The sequence below is a fragment of the Paeniglutamicibacter sulfureus genome (assembly GCF_030512175.1).
Classification (GTDB): domain Bacteria; phylum Actinomycetota; class Actinomycetes; order Actinomycetales; family Micrococcaceae; genus Paeniglutamicibacter; species Paeniglutamicibacter sulfureus.
This window is the reverse complement of sequence record NZ_JAULBL010000001.1, coordinates 1,444,671-1,464,280: the sequence shown is the minus strand read 5'-3', so window position 1 is coordinate 1,464,280 and position 19,610 is coordinate 1,444,671. Positions and strand designations below refer to the sequence as shown.

Genomic DNA, 19,610 nt, shown 5'->3' with positions numbered 1-19,610 from the left:
CCCGATGTGCTGACGGTCATAGGCGAGGCCCTGGTCGATGTGCTTTCCGGCGGCATCAGCGCGCCACGGACCTTCGTCGGCGGCAGCCCGCTAAACGTCGCGGTGGGCCTGGCCAAGCTGGGGCACCCCGTGACATTCATTGGACGCTGGGGGGACGACGAATTCGGCGCGAAGATCCTGCACGCGCTGGAATCGAACAACGTGCGGCACATCTGCGGACCCGACGACCACCCGACCTCCACCGCGCGCGGCATCCTGGACCCCGTGGGCGCCGCCAGCTACACCTTCGACGTGCACTGGGACCTGCCGGAGCTGCCCGCGGACACCCCTGCGCTGGCCGACGCCCAGTTGGTTCACACCGGTTCGCTGGCCACGCTCGTGGAACCGGGCGCGGGCAAGGTGCTGCGCCTCATCGAGGCGGCCCGACCGCACGCCACCATCACCTACGACCCCAACATTCGGCCTTCGCTGATCACCGACCACGGCCAGGCCGTCGCGAACGTCGAGCGCTTCGTGGCGCTTGCCGACGTGGTGCGGGCCTCGGACTCCGACCTGGAATGGCTCTACCCGCACCGCAGCGTGGAGGAGACAGCGGCGGCCTGGCTGGCCTCCGGACCGGCAATGATCGTGGCCACCTACGGTTCGGCAGGCCCGTGGGGCCTGGTCGAGGCCGGCACCGCAAGCGCCAAGGCACCGGTTGTCGATGTCGCCGACACCGTGGGCGCCGGGGATTCGTTCATCTCGGCAATGATTTCCGCCCTTGAGGTCCGCGGGCTGCTGGGCAGCGCGCGGCGCGAGGCCCTGCACCAGCTGGACACCGCCACGCTCACCGAGGTCCTTGACTACGCGGCCAGGGCCGCCGCCATCACCGTCTCGCGGCCCGGCGCCAACCCGCCGACCCGGAACGAAATCCACTAACGGGGCGCAGCGGGCATGGATGTGCGGTTGGTCGCCAGCGACCTGGACGGAACCATTATTCGCGCGGACGGGACGATTTCCCCGCGCACCATCGAGGCCTTCAAGCACGCCCGCGAGTCGGGCATGCACATCGTGTTCGTCACCGGACGGCCGGTGCGCTGGCTCGAACCGGTCCGCGCGGCATTCGGCCACCTGGGCACCGTGATCTGCTCCAACGGAGCGGTGCTCTACGACCTGGAGACCGAGCGGCTGCTCAGCGCCGAAACCATCGAGCCCGAGCTGCTCATCGAAACCCGCCGGATCATCCTGCACGCCGAACCAAGCGCCACCTTCGCCGCGGAAACCACCCGCGGCCTGCACCTGGGTTCCGGCTTCGCCGACAGCGCCGAGACCTCCCGGATTCAAACCTTTGACGCCCTTGACCTGCGCTCGGAGTCGTTGCGCGAGGAGGGAGTGGTGAAGTTCCTGGCCAAGTCGCGCACCCGGAATGCCGACGACTTCATGGCTGCCGTTGCCGCGGACCTTGACCACCTGGTCTCGGTGACCCACTCCGCGTTCGATGTCTCGCTGCTGGAAATGGCACACGTGGATGTCAACAAGTCGGTGGCGCTGGCCGCATACGCCGCGGGCCTGGGGATCGACCCGGGGGAAGTCGTCGCGTTCGGGGACATGCCCAACGACCTGCAGATGCTGGCCTGGGCCGGTCACGGGTACGCGATGGCCTCCGGGCACGCATCGGCGCTGGACGCAGCCGCCTACCGGGCGCCGGGGGTGGAGGACGACGGGGTCGCCTGCATCCTGGAGGGCATCCTTGCGCGCAACGGCCACGTACCGGAACCGGGCTAGCAAACGGGGGCCCCGGGCCCGGCCGCTGCCAGGCGGCGGCGAACACCTCGATCCGAACCGATGAAGGGAACGCGATGGACTCCGCACGTGTCGGCACCGCACCCTTCCTGCTGAACACCGTCGGCTCCGCGATGGCCGGCTCACCGCTGGCGTTCTCCCACCGCGGCTTCGCGCCCGACGGGGCGGAAAACACGCTGAAGGCTTTTGCCGCGGCGCACGACCTGGGGTTCGGCTACCTGGAGACCGACGTCCGTGCCACCAGGGACGGGGTGCTGGTGGTGTTCCACGACGAGGATCTGGCCCGGCTTGCCGGGGAGAAGCGCAAGCTGGCCGACTGCACCATGGCCGAACTTTCCGGACTGCGGATTGCCGGCGAACCGATTCCCACCTTCGACGAGCTGCTCCGGGCGTTCCCGCAGGCGCACTTCAACGTCGATGTGAAAGATGCCGCCTCCGCCGCGCTACTGGCCGATGCCATTGCCGGCCATGACGCGCACTCGAGGGTGCTCGTCGCCTCCTTCGGAGGTCGGCGCCGGCGCAAAGTCCAGCACCTGCTCGCCCGCGAGGGGCTCCCCGGACCGGCTGTCGCCGCCAGCCCGGGCGTGATGGGGACCGCGGCGGCCGTCCTGTTGGCCAAGCTTGGCCCGCCGCGGCTGCCACGTGCGGCATTCCGGGAGTTGGCGGCCCTGCAGGTCCCCGAACGTCGCGGACCCGTCCGGGTGGTGACGCCGAGGTTCATCTCCAAGGCCCACGCCGCCGGGCTGCAGGTCCATGTGTGGGTCGTCAACGGGGAGTCGGACATGCACCGGCTGCTGGAAATGGGTGTCGACGGGCTCATGAGCGATCGCGCCGACACCCTGGCCCGGGTCATGGCCGAACGCGGCTGCTGGCCGCAAAACGGGCACGCCGGCTGAACGTGCACTGCGTGCCGGCGGGGGACTCAGGTGGTGGCTGTCGCCAGGGACGCCAGTGGCTCCAGCACCTTTGGCGCCCAGCGGCGCAGCTGCGGCTCGTCGGCGTCGGCCAGCAGTTGCAGCCAGGTCTCGTGGGTGTGCAACGGGGAAATCCGCAGGGCGGGGGCCACCAGCTCGTAGAGCTCGTCGGGGGATCCGTAGTCGTCCCACGCGGAAAGGTACGCGCCGATGGCCGCAAGGATCCTCGGGTCGTCGGCCGTGGCACGGAAATCGATGCGCATCCGCTCAAGGGGCCGGGCCAGCGAGGCAAAGGGGTGCGCCCAGTGTGCGTCGCCCAGGTTCAGGATCCGCGGTGCGCTCTTGTCGTCGGTGGGCGCAAAGACCCGGCGGCGGTCGAAGGAACCGTGCTCCAGGCTCAAGGGGATCGGCCCTGCGATCAGCTCCGCGCAGGCCAGTTCGATGTCCTTGAGGGCGCCGAAGGCGTGGTCGGCGTCGCGGGCGGGAATGCCCAGCGGGTGATCGGCGGGAAGTGAAGCATGCAGGGTGAGCGCGTTGTTGAACTCCTCGGGAAGCCACGCCGGATCCTGGATCTGCAGGCCCGCGTCGAAGAGTGCCTCCTCGGAATCGACAACCTCGCGCTGCAGCGCGCCCAGGGCACCGAGCGCACGTACCCACAGCTCGGGGGTGGTGGCCAGCCCGTCCAGCGTTGCACCGTAGTCGGGGGAGAGCATCCAGCCGCGTTCAGGGTCGATCGCCAGGGGCATGACCAGCCGGTCCGGGACCAGGTTGGCTGCAGCGGCGGTGACCGGCGGCTCAAAAAGCTGCCCGGGGGCCACCGCCTTGAAGAAAAGTATTCCGGAGTCGGTGGGAACGCGCAGGTACTTGGCGCGGAGCGACGAAGTTGCTTCCTGAAGTGCTCCTATGCGCTTGAGGGAATATGCCTCACAGGCCATGTCCACCCAGGCGAGCACCTCGGTGCGCCATTCGCCATCCGTCCAATTCTTAATCCACTGAGCCACGCCCACTATCCTAGCCAGTGAATCGTCGGCTTTCCTGTGAGGCCGAGGCGGCCGGCCAATGCTGGCCCGTCGAACCAGCCCCCTAGCCCTTGGCGGATCCCGCCATGAGGCCGCGGACGAAGTAGCGCTGCAGGGCGAAGAACACCGTCAGCGGCACGATGATTGCCAGGAACGCCCCGGCGGTGAGAAGGTGCCAATCCTGCCCGCGGGTCCCGGTGATTTCCGCCAGCAGCTTGGTGATCGGTGCGACGGGGCCGTCCGCGAAGATCAACGCGACCAGCAGGTCGTTCCAGACCCAGAGGAACTGGAAGATCGAGTACGCGGCGATGGCCGGGGCACAAAGCGGCAGCACGATCCGGAAGAAGATCTGCCCGTGGCTGGCTCCGTCCACCCGGGCCGCCTCGATGATCTCGTTGGGGATCTCGGCAATGAAGTTGTGCAGCAGGAAGATCGCCAGCGGCAGCCCGAAGATCGTGTGCGCGATCCACACCTGCGCGTAGCCGGCCTGGCCGAACGCCCCGATGACCGGGTAACCGAAGAGCTCCCCGGCCGCGAACAGCCGCAGCAGCGGCACCAACGCCATCTGGATCGGCACGATCTGCAGCGCGAAAACCAGGATGAAGAGCAGGTCCCTGCCGGGGAAGCGCATCCAGGCAAACGCATAGGCGGCCATGGTGGCCAGCAGCAGCGGGATCACCGTGGCCGGCAGGGTGATCGCGATGGAGTTGATGAACGACCCGGCCATGGTCAGCTGCGAGTTACCGGCCTGCAGGACGTCGGTGTAGTTCTGGGTGGTGAAACCCGGGTTTTCAAAGATCGTCCACCAACCGGTAGTGCGCACCAGCTGTGCCGGCCGGAAGGAGGAGACCAGCAGGCCGATGGTAGGGATGGTCCACAGCGCGGCAATCACCAGCGCCGCTAGCGTGGCCCATTTATTCGTCAGCCGGGACTTGGCCAGGGAGGCGGTTCGGAGGCGCCGGGAAGTCCCGTTGGCCGGTTCGGGGGTCAAGGGCGTGGCCTTGGCAAGCGTGGACATCAGCGCAGCTCCCTTTGCATCTTGATCTGCCGGGCGTTGTAGATGACGATGGGCAACACCATCACGAAGAGGATGACGGCGAACGCCGCGGAGCGACCGGCCTCGAAATTGCGGAACTGGGTGTACATTTCGTTCGCGATCACCGAGGTGTCGTTTGCGCCGGCAGTCATGGTCCGCACGATGTCAAAGACCTTCAGCGAGGCGATCGAGATCGTGGTCAGCACGACCACGAGCGTGGAACGGATGCCTGGCAGCGTGACGTTGGCGAAGCGCTGCCACGCACTGGCCCCGTCGATCTCGGCAGCCTCCAGTTGCTCGACGGGCACCCCCTTGATCGCCGCGGACAGCAGCACCATGGCGAAGCCGGTTTGCACCCAGATCAGCACCACGATCAGTGCCACGGTGTTGAATGGCTCGTTTTGCAGGAACCGGACCGGTTCCCCGCCCGCCCAGACGATCAGCTGGTTCAGCAGCCCGATCTGTTCGGCGTCGGCGGGCCGATCGGTGTAAACAAAGCGCCAGATGATCGAGGCACCGACGAACGAGATGGCCATCGGCATGAACACTAGGACCTTAAAGAACTTCTCGCCGCGGGACTTGTCGATGAATACCGCGTAGGCCAGTCCGGCGATGGTGGAGACCACCGGGGCGATCAACACCCACAGCACGGTGTTCAGCACCGTGCGGACGCCCGACGGCTGGGTAAAGATCCAGGCGAAGTTCTCCAGCCCCACAAATTCGGTGCCACGGGAATTCATGAACGAGGCGATGGTGGTCTGGATGGTCGGAATGACCAACCCGGCAGCCAGCAGGATCAGTGCTGGGGCGAGGAACCCCACGAGTGCGAAGACGTACCCGGCCCCGTGCCGCGATCGAAGGTCAAGCCAGAACAGCAGCAGGCCCAGGAAGCCGGCGGCGATGATGGCCCAGGTGTAGGAATCCAGGATCGCGACCATCGCCAGCGGGAACACGACGCAGGCAACTGCGCGGATGATGGTGTATTTGCGCCCGCGTCGCGGCGCCAGCTCGATGAGGAAGAGCAGTAGCACCACCACGGCCAGGAACACCCCGATGACGATGGGGATCTGCGCCAGTGTGGGCAGGGTGCTGAGCCATAACAGGAACATTGTCATGATCCGGTTGCGCCTTTCGGAAAAGTTCCGGTGCCGGGTCCGCCGCACCGGGCGGCTAACCCGGCCAGGGAAGCGGGACGGAAACGCTTGTGGCGGTGGCGCCGGTCAGGGTCGGGTCGGACCCGTCCCTGACCGGGCGCTCGTGCCAGCTAGCTCGAGGGCCAGCCGTTCTCGATTTGATTGAGCACCGTCTCGGAATCCGAGCCGTTGATCCAGTCGACCATGCCCCTGAAGAACGTGCCGACACCCACGGAGCCGGGCATGAGGTCCGAGGCGTCAAAGCGGAACGTCGTTGCCGGATCCTGCAGGATCTTCACCGCTTCCTCAAGCAGCGGATCCGAGGCATTGGCCGGATCCAGGCCCTTGTTGGCACTGAGCACACCGCCGAGTTTCACCCGGGAGTTGGCCCATTCGGGGCTGGAGAGGTACTCCTGCACCTTCACGACCGAGGGATCGTCGTTGAACGCGCCGACGATCTCGCCACCGCCGGTGACCGAGTTGCCGGCCCCGTCCATGGACGGGGTGACGAAGCCCCACACATCTGCATCCGGTCCGACTTTTCCGCCCGCATCGGTGATGAAGCCACTGAAGAACGACGCCTGGTGGGTCAGCGAGCAATCGCCGTTGACCATCACGTCGGCCACGTCGCCGAAGGCGGTCGAATTGATGGAGGTGATATCGCCGTAGCCGGCGTTGACGTACTTCGGGTCCTTAAGGATCTTGCCGACCTCGTCCAGTGCCGACTTGATCTGCGGATCGGTGAACTTGACCTCGTTGGCGACCCATTGGTCGTAGACGTCCTTGCCGGACTGGCGCAGCACCAGGTCTTCTACCCAGTCGGTGCCCGGCCAGCCGGAGGCATCGCCTGAACCGAAGCCGGCGCACCAGGGAGCCTCCCCCTTGTCCTGCTCGATCTGCGCGGTCAAGTCCAGCAAACCCTGCCAGGTGGTGGGGACTTCCCAGCCGTTTTCTTTGAACTCGGCCGGCGAATACCAGACCCAGCCCTTGACGCTTGCCATGAGCGGCGCCCCATACAAGGTCCCGTCGACGGTGCCGTACTTGGCCCAGTCCTCGGACCAACCGGAGGCGACATTCGCCTTGACCCCTTCGGAAGCGGGCTTGAGGAATCCGCGGGTGGCCAGGTCGCCCAGCAGCCCCGGCTGGGGGAAGATGGCCAGGTCCGGGGCGTTGCCGCCCTGGGCGCGGACGGCGATCTGCGTTTCGAACTCCTTGGAGGATTCATACTTGATCGTGATGTTGTTCTCCTTCGACCAGTCGGCCCAGGATTCCTCGAGCAGCTTGGCCTCCGCATCGGCGATGGTGCCGTAGAGGGTGACCTCCGACTTGCCGGTGGCAGTGGCTCCGCTGGTGCTCGCCGGACTGGTTTCCGGGGCTCCCGGGCCGCCACCGCAACTGGTGAGAACCAATGCGGCTACGCCGAGAGCCGCCACGGAGGCGTACGCCTTTCCCCGTCGTAATGTTTTCATCATTCCTCCTGCTCGGTCGGGTGGCAGTTGCCGCCCGGTACATTTGGGACGGGGGAAGAGTACGATCCGCCGGCCCCTGCCTCCGCGGCAGCACCGGCAGGCGGGGACGGACGTCCCCCCGGCAGGATCACCGTGAAGTCCCCCATGAAGGTGAAGCGCCCCTGGATGGTGAAGTTCTCGAGGCTCTTCTACTGCTCATCTTGTAGAGCCGGTAGATGGTTTTCAAGGGTTGGGACCATAAAAGCTGGGTAACAATTGCGAATTGACTTGAAGTTTTGGGCACGAATACCGAACCATCGGGTTTGTTTCCTCTTTGTCCCGCCAGACGACGGCCAACGCGGCCGCCTCCGCCGCGGGGGGTGATCTTTGCCCGGCGTCGCGCAGGCACGTGCGAAACCGTCTTATTGTCCCGCGCGCTTCACGCGCGAGTTGATCGGTGACTAGGCTGGAGCGTGTAAGGCCCGTCGGCGCGAACCGGGGGGAGCACATACGCCCCCCCTATCCGCGGCCGCGGGAATAGCCGTTGTGGCGGCGCCGCAACCGATCGCCCCAGCACGCGCCGGGGTCCGGAAGCCGCCACGAGACAGAGAAGGGAATTCAACACCATGCGTGAAGCCCTCGCCACCGGCGCCGCCTATCGGCGCCGGGATTTCAAGGCCGTGCTCTTTGACCTGGACGGTGTGCTGACCCCCACCGCCGAGGTCCACCGCGAGGCTTGGCAACAACTCTTCGACGGCTTCTTCGCCGAGGCCGGGGTTCAGGGACCCTACACCGAGGCGGACTACTTCGCCCTGGTCGACGGGCGGCCCCGGTACGAGGGCGTCGCGGCGGTGCTGGCCGACCGCGGCATCGAACTGCCGTGGGGCCAGGACACCGATGCCGCCGGGACCAACAGCGTGTGCGCCCTGGGCAACCGAAAAAATGTGGTCTTCCGCGCGATCCTGCACGAAGCGGGGATCGAGCCCTACCCGGGGTCCCTGGCCTACCTGCGGCAAATCCAGCAGGCAGGGCTCGAGGTGGCCGTCGTCTCCTCCTCCCGCAATGCAGAGGAAGTCCTGGAGGCCGCCGGGCTGCGCGGTGAATTCAGCGTGGTGATCGGTGGCCACCAGGCCGCCGCGCGCAACCTGCCGGGCAAACCCGCCCCCGACACCTTCCTGGCCGCGGCCAGCGACCTCGGCTGGTCGGTCAACGAATGCATCGTCATCGAGGACGCGATCTCCGGGGTCCAGGCGGCGGTTTCGGGCGGCTTCGGGCTGGTGGTGGGAGTGGCCCGGGACCAGCCGGAAGCGGCACTGCGGGCGGCCGGGGCAGACATCGTGGTGACCGACCTTGACGACCTGGTCAACCAGCAGGCACGCGACGACTGGGAACTGGACACCTGGTCCTACACCCGGGTGCACCCGCGCCCCATCGACCCCTCGGTGGAGCAGACGATTTTCTCCCTGGGCAACGGTTTCCTGGGAATGCGCGGCGATTCGCTGGGCATCGGCGAATGCACCGACGGGATGTTCATCAACGGGCTGCACGAGACCTGGAAGATCCGCCACGCCGAATCGGCCTTCGGGCTCGCGGAAGCCGGACAGACCATGGTCCCGGCACCCGATGCCCGGACCGTGCGCGTCTACATCAACGACGAGGCACTGGAGATCGGGCGCACCGAGATCCTCAAGGACGAGCTGCGGCTGGACTTCAAGGACGGGACGCTGATTTCCGACACCCTCTGGCGGACCGCCGAGGGCCACCGCGTGATGGTGCGCACCCGGTCCATGGTCTCCTTCTCCGAACGGCACCTGGCCCTGTTCCGGGTCACCGTGAGGTTGCTTGACGCCCCTGCGCACGTCTTCGTGCAGTCGGCGCTGATTGGCCAGCCGCGCGCCAGGCCCGTGCCCACCGCCGCCGAGTCGGACGCCGGCGAGGTGCCCTTCGACCCGCGCAAGTCGGCCGGCAGCGGCGAGGAATCGATGCTGCCGGGGGGCACCTACGAACAGGACGGGATCTGCGCGCTGAGCTACTACGTGCGCGGTTCGCACATGTCGGTGGCCGCCGCGATCTCGCATGTCACCCGCATCGCCGGGGACACCCGCGACTTCGACGAGCGCTCCTCCGTCCTGCCCGATCGCGTCGAGCACACCGTCTCGGCCTACCTGGAGAAGGACGAGGCCCTGCACATCGACAAGTTCGCCTCCTTCCACTCCTCGCGGCGGCACGACACGCAGGAGATGGTCAACCGTTGCGTGCGCGCGCTGAACCACCTGGTCCCGCGCGGAGCCGACGCGCTGTTCTGGGCACAGCGCGAATTCCTCACCGATTTCTGGAAGCACGCCGACGTGCGGGTGCGCTCCCACCCGCTGCTGCAACGCTCGATCCGCTGGAACCTCTACGCCCTGGCGCAGGCCTCCGCCCGCGCCGACGGGCTGGGGATCTCCGCCAAGGGGGTCTCGGGCAACGGCTATTCCGGCCACTACTTCTGGGACACCGAGATCTACGTGCTGCCGTTCCTGACCTATACCAACCCGCAGTGGGCGCGCAATGCGCTGCGCGCGCGGGTGTCGATGATCCCCGCGGCCAGGCGCCGCGCGGCGACGCTGAACGAACACGGCATCCTCTTCCCGTGGCGCACCATCAACGGCGAGGAGGCCAGCGCCTACTACCCGGCAGGCACCGCGCAGTATCACATCAACGCGGACGTGGTGTATTCCCTGGCCCGCTATGTGGGCGCCAGCGGGGACACCGGGCTGCTGCTGGGCGGCGGGGCGGAAATCGTGGTGGAGACCGCCAGGCTGTGGAATTCGCTGGGGTTTTGGCGCGAGACCAAGACCGGGCGCAGCTTCCACATCCACGGGGTGACGGGTCCGGACGAGTACACCGCGGTGGTCAACGACAACACCTTCACCAACGTGATGGCGCGCTTCAACCTGAACTACGCGGTGAACCTCATGGGCTACCTGAAGGAGGAATTCCCCGAAGAGCATGCGCGCATCGTCGAGGAGCTGGACATCGGTCGGCGGGAAGTCCGTGACTGGTCCGACGCCGCGCTGGCCATGCACATCCCGTTCTCCGAGAAGGTGGGGATCCACCCGCAGGACGCAGGGTTCCTGAACCGGGAGGTATGGGACGTGCCGGGCACCGGCCCGGAGCACCGCCCGCTGCTGCTGCACTTCCACCCGCTGGTGATCTACCGCTTCCAGGTGCTCAAGCAGGCGGACACGGTGCTGGCCCTGTGGCTGCGTTCCTCGGACTTCACGCCGGAGCAGAAACGTGCCGACTTCGACTACTACGATCCGCTGACCACAGGGGACTCGACGCTCTCGGCCACGGTGCAGGCGATCCTCGCCGCGGAGGTCGGCTATCAGGACCTGGCCTACGACTACTTCGAGCACGCGCTGAACGTGGATCTGCTGAACCTGCACGGCAATGCGGCCGACGGGGTGCACGTGGCCTCCACCGGCGGGGTGTGGGCGGCACTGGTCTACGGTTTTGCCGGGTTGCGCGACGACACCGGGGAGTGGCTCTTCGACCCGCGGCTGCCCGCGGAGTGGGACGAGCTGGAGTTCTCATTGCGCCGCAACGACTCCTCCGTGCACTTCCGGCTCGAGGCGCGGTCCCTGACCGCGTCGTTGCGCGAAGGCGCGGACGAGGCCTCGTTCAGGGTGCGCGGGGTGCAATACACGGTGTCCCCGGGCAATCCGGAGGTGTCTGTCGCCCTGGACGGCCAGGGGCCGGTGCTCGAGGGCGAGCCGTCCATCGACGCGGTCTTTGCGCTGCAGCGCGAGGACGGCTCCCCGCTGACCTCCAACATGAAGAAGCTCACGCGCGAGGAGGAGCTGGAGAACGAACCGCCGATCAGCATCATCGGATAACGGCCCCGCGATCCGGCCGCGACCCAATGGCGGCATGAAAGAACGGACGGGGAACCCCCATGAAAGGGTGCCCCGTCCGGTCTTTTTTTGGTGCGGATTGGGGGGGTTGCGCGCTCTAGCCGGGCGTTGGGCGCGGAATTCCCGGGCCCCTGCCTTTCCGCTGCTGCCGCGAGGGCCGCGCCGGGCTCATCCAAGGATTCCTTCCCCTGTGCGGCGGACTTTCTGTGTACCGGCAGCCACTGTCCAGGACGCCGTCCGCTGCGCCGGCGACGCGGCGTCCGTACGGTCTGCCAATCGATACCAGTCCATCCGAACTTCGGCCGGCGTCACCTCGAGTACCGAGAATCCGTGCGAATCAAAATCCAGGTACTTGATGTGCGGGTTCAGCGCCCTGATGGCGGATTCGACGGACAGGGAGGCGGTGCGCTCCGGAACCCGGAGGATGTCGTCCATGTTGTCGCTGGTGACCGACGTGCAGACCAGTTCCGTGCCGAGGGAACGGCCGGTGAGCGGGTAGGTCAGCGGGTCGGCCGGAAGATCGCAGGCCCAGCCCGAGTGGATGTCACCGGTCAGGAAAACGGTGTCTGTCACGGCGTTGTCCCGCAGATGCCCCAGGACCCGGTTCCGGTCGGCGACATAGCCGTCCCATTGGTCCACGTTGTAGGGAACGCCGTCGATATTGCCGTCCCCCATCAGTTCGCCCAAGGCATGCAGCTCCTGCGCGTTCAGCGTGGAAGGGATCCGAACCGGGGTCATCATGACCGGGTTGCCCACCAGCTTCCACTGCTGCGTGTCATTGCCGAGCCCGGCCAGCAGCCAGTGAATCTGCTCCGTGCCCGTCATGGTCCGGTCGGGATCGTCGATGGCGGGCTCTGCCTGGCTGTCGACCTGCCTGCTCCGGTAAGAGCGCAGGTCCAGCATCGATAGGCTCGCCAACGACCCGAACTCCAGCCTGCGGTATAGCTGCCCGTCGGTTTCGTAGCGAACCGGCATCCACTCCGCGTAAGCCTGCCTGGCGTGCCCCGAACGCGTTGCCCAGCTTCCTTCGGCACCCTCGGTGTGGTTCGCGGCGCCGCAGGAGAACGCATCGTCGGCGAATTCATGGTCGTCCCAGGTCACCACGAACGGCGCGGCGGCATGCAGTGCCTGCAATTCAGGGTCCGTCTTGTACTGGGCGTGGCGCCGACGGTAATGCTCCAACGTGGTCATCTCCACGGCCGGATCGTGGGGACGAACAACGATGTCACGCGCCTGGTACTCGCCGGGTGCGTACTCGTAGACGTAATCGCCCAGATGGAGCACCAGGTCCAGGTCGCCGCGGTCGGCCAGGTGCCGGTAGGCGGCGAAGTGGCCGGCCTGGTAATTGGCGCATGAGACCACGCCCATCCGCAACCGGTCCACGGCCGCACCGGCCGCCGGAGCAGTGCGTGTCCGGCCCACCGGGGAATACTCCTGGCCGAACTTGAACCGATACCAATACGTCGTACCCGGCGACAGCCCGGCGGCCACCACCTTGAGGGTGTGGTCCCGCCAGGCACCCGTCTGCGCCCATCCGCCTGCCACCACCCGCCTGAAATCCGGATCGGGGGCTACTTCCCAGCGGATCCGGGCATCGCCGCCGAGTCCCGAGCCGGGCGTCGCGACTGTCTCCGGGGTCAGCCGCGTCCACAGCAGCACCGACTCCGGATAGGGATCGCCCGAGGCAATCCCGTGCTGGAAGTGGCCAGTGGCGCCATGCGCCGGCAGAGCGGTGGAAAAAATACCTGTGAGGGTGGCGGCAGCGGCAATAATGCCGGTTGACCGAAGCACTTGACGGCGCGGAAGCGCCGTAGCTGTCGACTGGGATGGCACGAAGGATCCGGTGGATGAAGTCACCTTGTCCATTCAACCCCATCGTCGCGCCCATGGGTACGGATCGCGGCCGGTCGCGGGCTCGGGGTGCCATGCGCCCAGGAGCCAGGGTTCGGGGATGGCGCCGTGCCGCCACCTGGTCCATGCCCGGGCAGCCGGCCACCGGACGCATCGACCTACGGCGCCCGGCTTCAGCCCCGAGGATGGAGGCAGCCTTCCGCCGCACTGGTCCTTGGGATTCGGCGACGGGATTCGGCGACGGGACCGGGCGACGGGACCGGGCGACGCCAAGGGCTGCCTCCGTGAAGTCCTCGAGCTCGGCCCGGACGCCCCTGGCGGCCATGCGCACAGGCTTGAATCAACAGGATTGGGCGCCGGTTGAAGGAGTCCAACCGAAAACGTCCTAACCGAGCTTGGAGTGCGTGGCTCCGCCGACGGCCTCGACGTCCGTCGGCTCGGTGCCCCGGGCCCGGGCAATGGTGCGCATCAGGTGGAAGATCACCAAGGTCGCGATGGTGCCCAGGGCGATGCCGCCGAGCTTGACCTCGCCGAAGGCCAGTTCGCTGGTGACGGCGATGGCGATGATCAGCCCCGTGCCTGCGGTCATCAGGTTGATCGGGTTGGAGAAGTCGACCTTGTTCTGCACCCACAGGCGCGCCCCGATGATGCCGATCATGCCGTAGAGCACGATGCCCGCGCCGCCGGATACCCCGGCGGGGATGGTGTTGATGACGGCGCCGAACTTCGGGAAGAACGCCACCAGGATCGCCACGATGCCCGCGATCCAGTAGGCGGCGGTGGAGTAGACCCGCGAGGAGGCCATCACCCCGATGTTCTCTGCGTAGGTGGTGGTGCCCGAGCCGCCGCCGAAGCCGGCCAGCAGCGTCGCGGCGCCGTCGGCCAGCAGCGCCCGGCCGTTGACCGCGTCCAGGTCGCGCCCGGTCATCAGCCCCACGGTCTTCACGTGGCCGATGTTCTCGGCGATCAGCACGAACACCACCGGCAGGAACACCAGCAGCGTGTCCAGGTGGAAGGTGGGGGCGGTGAACACCGGCAACCCGATGACCGGGGCGTCGGCGATGGGCTGGAAGTCGACCTGGCCCTGTGCCAGTGCCACCAGGTAGCCGATGACCAGGCCCAGCAGGATGGACAGCCGGCCCAGCAGGCCGCGGAAGAGCACCGCGGAGACCACGATGGCCAGCACCGTCGCGAAGGTGGTCAGCGGGAATTCCTGCATCGGCTTGAGCGTGGCCGAGGCCAGGTTCAAGCCGATCAGCGCGACGATGGTGCCCATGACCACCGGCGGCATCAGCGCGTGGATCCACCCGGTGCCCGATTTCTGCACGATCAGCCCGACGACGAACAGCGCCGCACCGGAGACCACGATGCCGCCCAGCGCGCCTGCCATCCCGTGCCCGGCCATGGCCGCGGAGACCGGGGCGATGAACGCGAAGGAGGAACCCAGGTAGCTGGGCACCCGGCCCGCGGTGATGAGCAGGAACAGCAGGGTCCCCACGCCGGAGAAGAACAGCGTAGTGGTGGCCGGGAACCCGGTGATCGCCGGAACCAGCACCGTGGACCCGAACATCGCCATGACGTGCTGCACGCCAATGGAGATGGTCTGCGGCCAGTGCAGCCGCTCGTTCGGGGCCACCACCGTTCCGGGGGAGATGGACTTGCCGTCGCCGTGCAGGTTCCAGCCAATGCCGAATCGGTTGCTCATGGGTGCCTTCCGGGCGCAGGGTGGGAAAAAATGCCGGGGGGCGCGCACGCGGCGCGCAAAACCCCCGTGTGCATTTTACTCACCCCACGGGCAGTGCGACACCCGCGGTGATGGAACCCACCCCGTCCCCGGCGCCGGGCGCATCGGCGGCCGTCTGCGCGAAGAAGTCCAGCTCGTGCACGGACGAGGCCTCGAAGGCGCGCCACATGGCCGCCCGCGTGGACTCGTCGGCCCGTGCGTGAACGCCCCGGACCAGTTCGATGGCCCGCGCCGTGACGTCGTCGAACTGAACCGAGGAATAGGTGGCCAGCCAGTCCGCGTAGGGGTGTGCCGGGTGGTTGGCCGCCGCCAGCCGCTTGCCCACGTCCTGGTAGATCCAGAAGCAGGGCAGCAGCGCGGCCGCAAGCACCGGGTAGTCGTCGCTGCCGGCCCGCAGGTGGTTGAGGTACGCGGTGGTGGCGTTCGAGGGCTCCGGGACCTGATCGGCGAGCCGGCCGCGGTGCAGCGTCATTTCCTCCTCCAGGCAGCTGGCGGCGCTTCCCGCCCAGAAGCGCTGCTCCTCGGTGGTCGGGGCGAGTTCCGAGGCCCGCGACATGACCCGCGCATAGCTGCGCAGGTACAGGGCGTCTTGGCCCAGGTAGTCCTCGAAGTCGGCGGGGGCCAGCGACCCGTCCTTGAGCCGGCGGATGAACGCCAGCTCGTCGATGCCCGCGCGGATGCCGGCGATCGCTTCCCACCAGTGCGCCAGCGGGTCCCGGGCCGGTGCCGGGCGCACCCCGTCCCAGAGTGCTGCCAGGTGGTTCACCGGGCCGTGCCCGCCGCCGACCGCCAGCTCGTCCGCCCGGGCAATCGCCTCCGACAGCCAGGCCTTGGCCTGGCGCAGCGCCTGGGCCCAGTCGCCGCCGCGGGCGTAGAAGGTCGCCAGGGCGGAGGAGAGCGAGCAGCCGGTGCCGTGGGTGTTGGGGGTGGCCAGCCGCGGCGAGGCGACCTCGAAGAGCACGCCGTCGGGAGAGATGAGGGCGTCCCGGCAGGTTTCGCCTTCCAGGTGTCCGCCCTTGGCCAGCACCAGGACCTGGTACTCGGCGGCAACGGAGCGCGCCTGGGCCACCGCCTGCTCCCAGTTCCCGGCGACCTCGGCGCGCGCCAGCACGGCAAGTTCCGGGATGTTGGGGGTGATCACGTCGACGTGGGCAAAGAGGCGCCGCAGCGCGTTGGTTGCCTCTGCATCCAGCAGCGAATCCCCGCTGGTGGCGACCATGACCGGGTCCAGCACCACCGCCGGGGCATCGGAGCCCGCGGCGATCCGGATCCCGGCCAGCCAGCCGCCGAGTTCGTCGATGACCGCCGCGTTGGCGAGCATCCCGATCTTGATCGCGTCGATGGCGATGTCCTCGGAAACCGCGCGCAGCTGCGCCAGCAGGAAGCCGGCCGGCGGCACGTGCACGGCACTGACGCCGCGGGTGTTCTGCGCGGTCAGCGCGCTGATGGCGGCCATTCCGTAGCCGCCGGCGGCGGCGATGGATTTCAGGTCTGCCTGGATCCCGGCGCCGCCGGAGGGGTCGGAGCCGGCGATGGACAGGATGTTCTTCACGGTGTTCGGGGTGCTCATGGCTTGCTGCCCTCCCAGAGGGTGCGTAGGTTCCTGGATGCTTCGCGCGGGTCATCGGCGGCGCAAATGGCGCGGACCACCGCCACGCCGGCGGCCCCGGAGCGGGCCAGCGGGGCAACATCCGCGGCGTCGATGCCGCCGATGGCGATGACCGGGAGGTCGCTGAGTCCAACGGCGCGGGCCAGGCCCGCGTGGCCCAGCGGCTCGGGGTGGTCCTTCTTGGTGGGGGTGGCGTGCACGGCGCCGACCCCCAGGTAGTCGATGGTGCCCGGGGCAAACGCGTTGAGTTGGTTCGCGGTGCGGATCTCGCCATCGCCGGCCGCGGAGAGTCCCAGCACGGAGCCGGGGCCGATGAGTTCGCGCACCAGGTTTGCCGGCAGGTCGGATTGGCCGATGTGAACGCCCTGCACGTCGGCGCCGGAGGTGCGGGCGGCCAGGAACACGTCGACGCGGTCGTTGACCAGCAGTGTCGCGCGCCCGGCGGTGTGGTGGGCGCATTCCATGACGAGGTCCACGAATTCTCCGGCCGGCATGTCCTTGCAGCGCAGTTGCACCGTCGTGATGCCTCCGTCGACCGCGGCCTTCACAATGTCGGCCAGCGGACGTCCGGCGGTGGAGGCCGAGTCCGCGACCAGGTACACGCCGTAGCCGCTCATGAGAGCACCGCCGCGGCGCGCAGCTCGGCGGGGGAGATGGCTGCCAGCGCGTCCAGGAAGAGCGGGGCGAAGGTGCCGGGTCCCGCCGCGTGTTCTGCGGCGCGTTCGGCGGCGGCGGAGTAGAAGGCGTGCGCGGCCACCGTGGCCACCAGCGGGTCGGGGCCGGTGGACAGGAAGGCGGCGCAGACCGCGCCCAGCGCGCACCCGCCGCCGGTGATGCGGGTCAGCAGCGCGCTGCCGCCGTGCACGTACACGATGCGCACCCCGTCGGTGACCAGGTCAGCCTCCCCGGAGACAGCCACGACAGCTCCGCTGCTCCTGGCCAGCTCCCTGGCGGCGTCGGCCGCGGCGGCAACCGAATCGGTGGACTCGACCCCGCGCCCGCCCCCCGAGACGCCGGCCAGCGCCAGGATCTCCGAGGCGTTCCCGCGGATCACGCTCGGTCCGGCGGCGGCAAGTTCGCGGGCGAGGGCGGTGCGCACGCGCAGCGACCCGATCGCCACGGGGTCCAGCACCCAGGGCGTCGAGGCGGCGCCGGCGCCGGTAACGGCCTCGCGCATGGCGGCCGCCTGCTCGGTGTTCGGGGTGCCCAGGTTGACCAGCAGGGATGCCGCCACCGCGGCAAAGTCGCCGGCCTCCCCGGGGACGTCCACCATGGCCGGGGACCCGCCGGCGGCCAGCAGCACGTTGGCGGTGAAGTTGGTGACCACGGTGTTGGTCAGGCACTGGACCAGGGGCGAGGAGGCGCGCAGCGCGCCCAGGGCATCGGCGAGCTCGCCGGGTGTTACAAGTCTTGAAGGCGCCATGGATTCCATGAGCAACATCCCTCCGCTAGTACGAACTAGATCAGGTTCTACGGGTTTCATCTCAGCCGGTCGCGTGCGCGCCGACACCCCGTGTCACTATGCGTGAGCCTATCCCACCGGGCCCCGGGGCGGGAAAGCCGAGTCCGCGTCCTTCCTGCGCGAGGCGCCTCCCCGCAACCAGGGCGCGGCGGCCTGTTGGAGATGCCGCGCTGGCCGTAGGCTCGGGACATGGGCACATCCGACACTCCACACAAATCAGCTGCGTCTCGCGAGTCGACGGCGCTGAACGAGCTCGAGCTTCCCGAGGTGGTGCCCGAACTCCCGGAAAACATCGTGGAGATCGTCGCCTCGATGCACGACGTGGTCGCCACCCGGCTGGCCCACCCGCGCCGCTTCCGGGCCTCGCAGCTCAAGGCCCTCGAACGGATGCTGGATGCCCACGAGCAGGATTTCACCGATGCGCTGGCCGACGACCTGGGCAAGGGCACCGTCGAGGCGAAGCTGACGGAAATCGACATGGTGCGCGCGGAAATCGACCACGCGCAGCTTCACCTCTCCGAGTGGATGGAGTCCAAGGCGGTGAAGATCCCGTTGGCACTGCATCCGGCGGCAGCCAAGATCGAGCCGCAACCCCTGGGCGTGGTGCTGGTGATCGGCGCCTGGAATTATCCGCTGCAGTTGATCCTCGCCCCGCTGGTTGCCTCCATCGCGGCGGGCAACGTCACGGTGCTCAAGCCCTCGGAGCTGGCACCGGCGACCTCCGCGGTGCTGGGCAGGCTGATCCCGAAGTTCCTCGACCACCGGGCCTGCGCCGTCGTGCAAGGCGGCGCATCCACCAGCAAACACTTGCTGGAACAGCACTTTGACCACATCTTTTTCACCGGCGGTGAGCGGGTTGGCAAGATCGTGGCCCGCGCCGCCGCAGAGCACCTGACACCCGTGACACTTGAGCTGGGCGGAAAGTCCCCGGCCCTGGTGATGGACGGATCCTCCTCCACGGTGGCGCGCAGGCTTGCCTTCGGGAAGTTCATGAATTCCGGGCAGACCTGCGTGGCGCCCGACTACGTGCTGGCGGTCGGCGATGCCGCCCGGGACCTGGAAAAACAGCTGGCCAAGGCGATCACCGGGTTCTACGGGAAGAATCCGCTGTCCAGCCGCGACTACGGCCGCATCGTGAACACCGCCCACTTCGACAGGTTGGTTTCCTACCTGGACCACGGCGAGATCCTCATCGGGGGCGGGTACGATGCCGACACCCTGAAGATCGAGCCCACCGTGATGGCCAACGTGGATCCGGACTCGCCGCTGATGCGCGAGGAGATCTTTGGCCCGATACTGCCGATCATCGCGGTGGAAAGCTTCGATGCGGCCGTGCGCTTCATCAACGCACGCCCAAACCCGCTGGTCGCCTACCTCTTCAGCGAGAACCCGCGGCTGCAGTCGGCCTTCGGGGACCAGGTGCGGGCGGGGGCCATCGTGCACAATGCGCCCAATGTGCACCTCTTCGTCCCGGGTCTTCCCTTTGGCGGCGTTGGCGCATCCGGCATGGGTGCATACCACGGGCGGCATGGGTTCGAGCGGCTATCGCAGATGCGCGCGGTGATGGGCAAGACGACAGTAGTGGACACGCTCAAGGCGCTCTACCCGCCGTACACGTGGGCGAAATCCAAGCTCATCGACAGGCTCATGTAAGCATTCCGCAATCCGCATATTCACCTGTGGAAGCCGCTTTTTGGCAGAACGTCCGGAATG

The 19,610-nt window shown here is 67.8% G+C and carries 14 protein-coding genes and 1 riboswitch; of the genes, 5 read left to right on the top strand and 9 right to left on the bottom strand.

All coding sequences use genetic code 11. The annotated features are described in order from the left end of the window. Nucleotides 1–6 precede the first annotated feature (6 nt). The 3 genes from Q2T94_RS06430 to Q2T94_RS06420 all read left to right on the top strand — a co-directional run bounded on the left by Q2T94_RS06430 (nt 7) and on the right by Q2T94_RS06420 (nt 2,678). On the top strand, nt 7–918 hold the full coding sequence (locus tag Q2T94_RS06430) for a carbohydrate kinase family protein (RefSeq protein WP_264271017.1): 912 nt from the start codon (nt 7–9) through the stop codon (nt 916–918). 21 nt (nt 919–939) lie between these two features. Continuing rightward, nucleotides 940–1,764: an HAD family hydrolase gene (locus Q2T94_RS06425; protein WP_302263376.1), complete on the top strand. Its 825-nt coding sequence runs from the start codon at nt 940–942 to the stop codon at nt 1,762–1,764. 74 nt (nt 1,765–1,838) lie between these two features. Beyond that, nucleotides 1,839–2,678 (top strand): glycerophosphodiester phosphodiesterase family protein, encoded by an 840-nt coding sequence (locus Q2T94_RS06420; protein WP_302263300.1) that lies wholly within the window; start codon nt 1,839–1,841, stop codon nt 2,676–2,678. A 26-nt stretch (nt 2,679–2,704) separates the two neighbouring features. On the opposite strand, the gene Q2T94_RS06415 is transcribed toward Q2T94_RS06420, so the two are convergent. The 4 genes from Q2T94_RS06415 to Q2T94_RS06400 form a co-directional block, all read right to left on the bottom strand. Then, the gene (locus Q2T94_RS06415; protein WP_302263299.1) at nt 2,705–3,697 is read right to left on the bottom strand and encodes a hypothetical protein; all 993 of its coding nucleotides are present in this window, start codon (nt 3,695–3,697) and stop codon (nt 2,705–2,707) included. A gap of 82 nt (nt 3,698–3,779) precedes the next feature. Beyond that, nucleotides 3,780–4,733, bottom strand: a complete 954-nt coding sequence (locus Q2T94_RS06410) for a carbohydrate ABC transporter permease (protein ID WP_264271013.1) — start codon at nt 4,731–4,733, stop codon at nt 3,780–3,782. Beyond that, a complete protein-coding gene (locus Q2T94_RS06405; RefSeq protein WP_264271012.1) occupies nt 4,733–5,866 on the bottom strand; it encodes a carbohydrate ABC transporter permease in 1,134 nt (377 codons plus the stop codon). The genes Q2T94_RS06410 and Q2T94_RS06405 overlap by 1 nt, the downstream gene beginning before the upstream one ends. A gap of 149 nt (nt 5,867–6,015) precedes the next feature. After that, nucleotides 6,016–7,353: an ABC transporter substrate-binding protein gene (locus Q2T94_RS06400; protein ID WP_302263298.1), complete on the bottom strand. Its 1,338-nt coding sequence runs from the start codon at nt 7,351–7,353 to the stop codon at nt 6,016–6,018. Between the two features lie 605 nt (nt 7,354–7,958). Between Q2T94_RS06400 and Q2T94_RS06395 the strand changes: the two genes are divergently transcribed. Continuing rightward, nucleotides 7,959–11,213, top strand: a complete 3,255-nt coding sequence (locus Q2T94_RS06395; RefSeq protein ID WP_302263297.1) for an HAD-IA family hydrolase — start codon at nt 7,959–7,961, stop codon at nt 11,211–11,213. 186 nt (nt 11,214–11,399) lie between these two features. On the opposite strand, the gene Q2T94_RS06390 is transcribed toward Q2T94_RS06395, so the two are convergent. From Q2T94_RS06390 to thiM, 5 genes are all read right to left on the bottom strand, one after another. Further along, nucleotides 11,400–13,088 carry an alkaline phosphatase D family protein gene (locus Q2T94_RS06390; protein WP_302263296.1) on the bottom strand — a complete coding sequence of 563 codons (1,689 nt, stop codon included), beginning with the start codon at nt 13,086–13,088 and terminating at the stop codon, nt 11,400–11,402. A 379-nt stretch (nt 13,089–13,467) separates the two neighbouring features. Next, nucleotides 13,468–14,787 (bottom strand): uracil-xanthine permease family protein, encoded by a 1,320-nt coding sequence (locus Q2T94_RS06385; protein ID WP_302263295.1) that lies wholly within the window; start codon nt 14,785–14,787, stop codon nt 13,468–13,470. 79 nt (nt 14,788–14,866) lie between these two features. Beyond that, nucleotides 14,867–16,396 (bottom strand): bifunctional hydroxymethylpyrimidine kinase/phosphomethylpyrimidine kinase, encoded by a 1,530-nt coding sequence (gene thiD / locus Q2T94_RS06380; RefSeq protein WP_302263294.1) that lies wholly within the window; start codon nt 16,394–16,396, stop codon nt 14,867–14,869. Beyond that, nucleotides 16,393–17,052 (bottom strand): thiamine phosphate synthase, encoded by a 660-nt coding sequence (thiE, locus tag Q2T94_RS06375; RefSeq protein WP_302263293.1) that lies wholly within the window; start codon nt 17,050–17,052, stop codon nt 16,393–16,395. The genes thiD and thiE overlap by 4 nt, the downstream gene beginning before the upstream one ends. After that, nucleotides 17,049–17,867: a hydroxyethylthiazole kinase gene (thiM, locus tag Q2T94_RS06370; RefSeq protein WP_302263292.1), complete on the bottom strand. Its 819-nt coding sequence runs from the start codon at nt 17,865–17,867 to the stop codon at nt 17,049–17,051. Before thiM ends, thiE begins: the two co-directional genes overlap by 4 nt. Then, nucleotides 17,859–17,959: riboswitch (TPP riboswitch) on the bottom strand. It overlaps the preceding gene by 9 nt. Nucleotides 17,960–18,086: 127 nt before the next feature. On the opposite strand from thiM, the gene Q2T94_RS06365 reads away from it, so the two are divergent. Continuing rightward, nucleotides 18,087–19,550, top strand: a complete 1,464-nt coding sequence (locus Q2T94_RS06365; protein ID WP_302263291.1) for an aldehyde dehydrogenase family protein — start codon at nt 18,087–18,089, stop codon at nt 19,548–19,550. Nucleotides 19,551–19,610 lie beyond the last annotated feature (60 nt).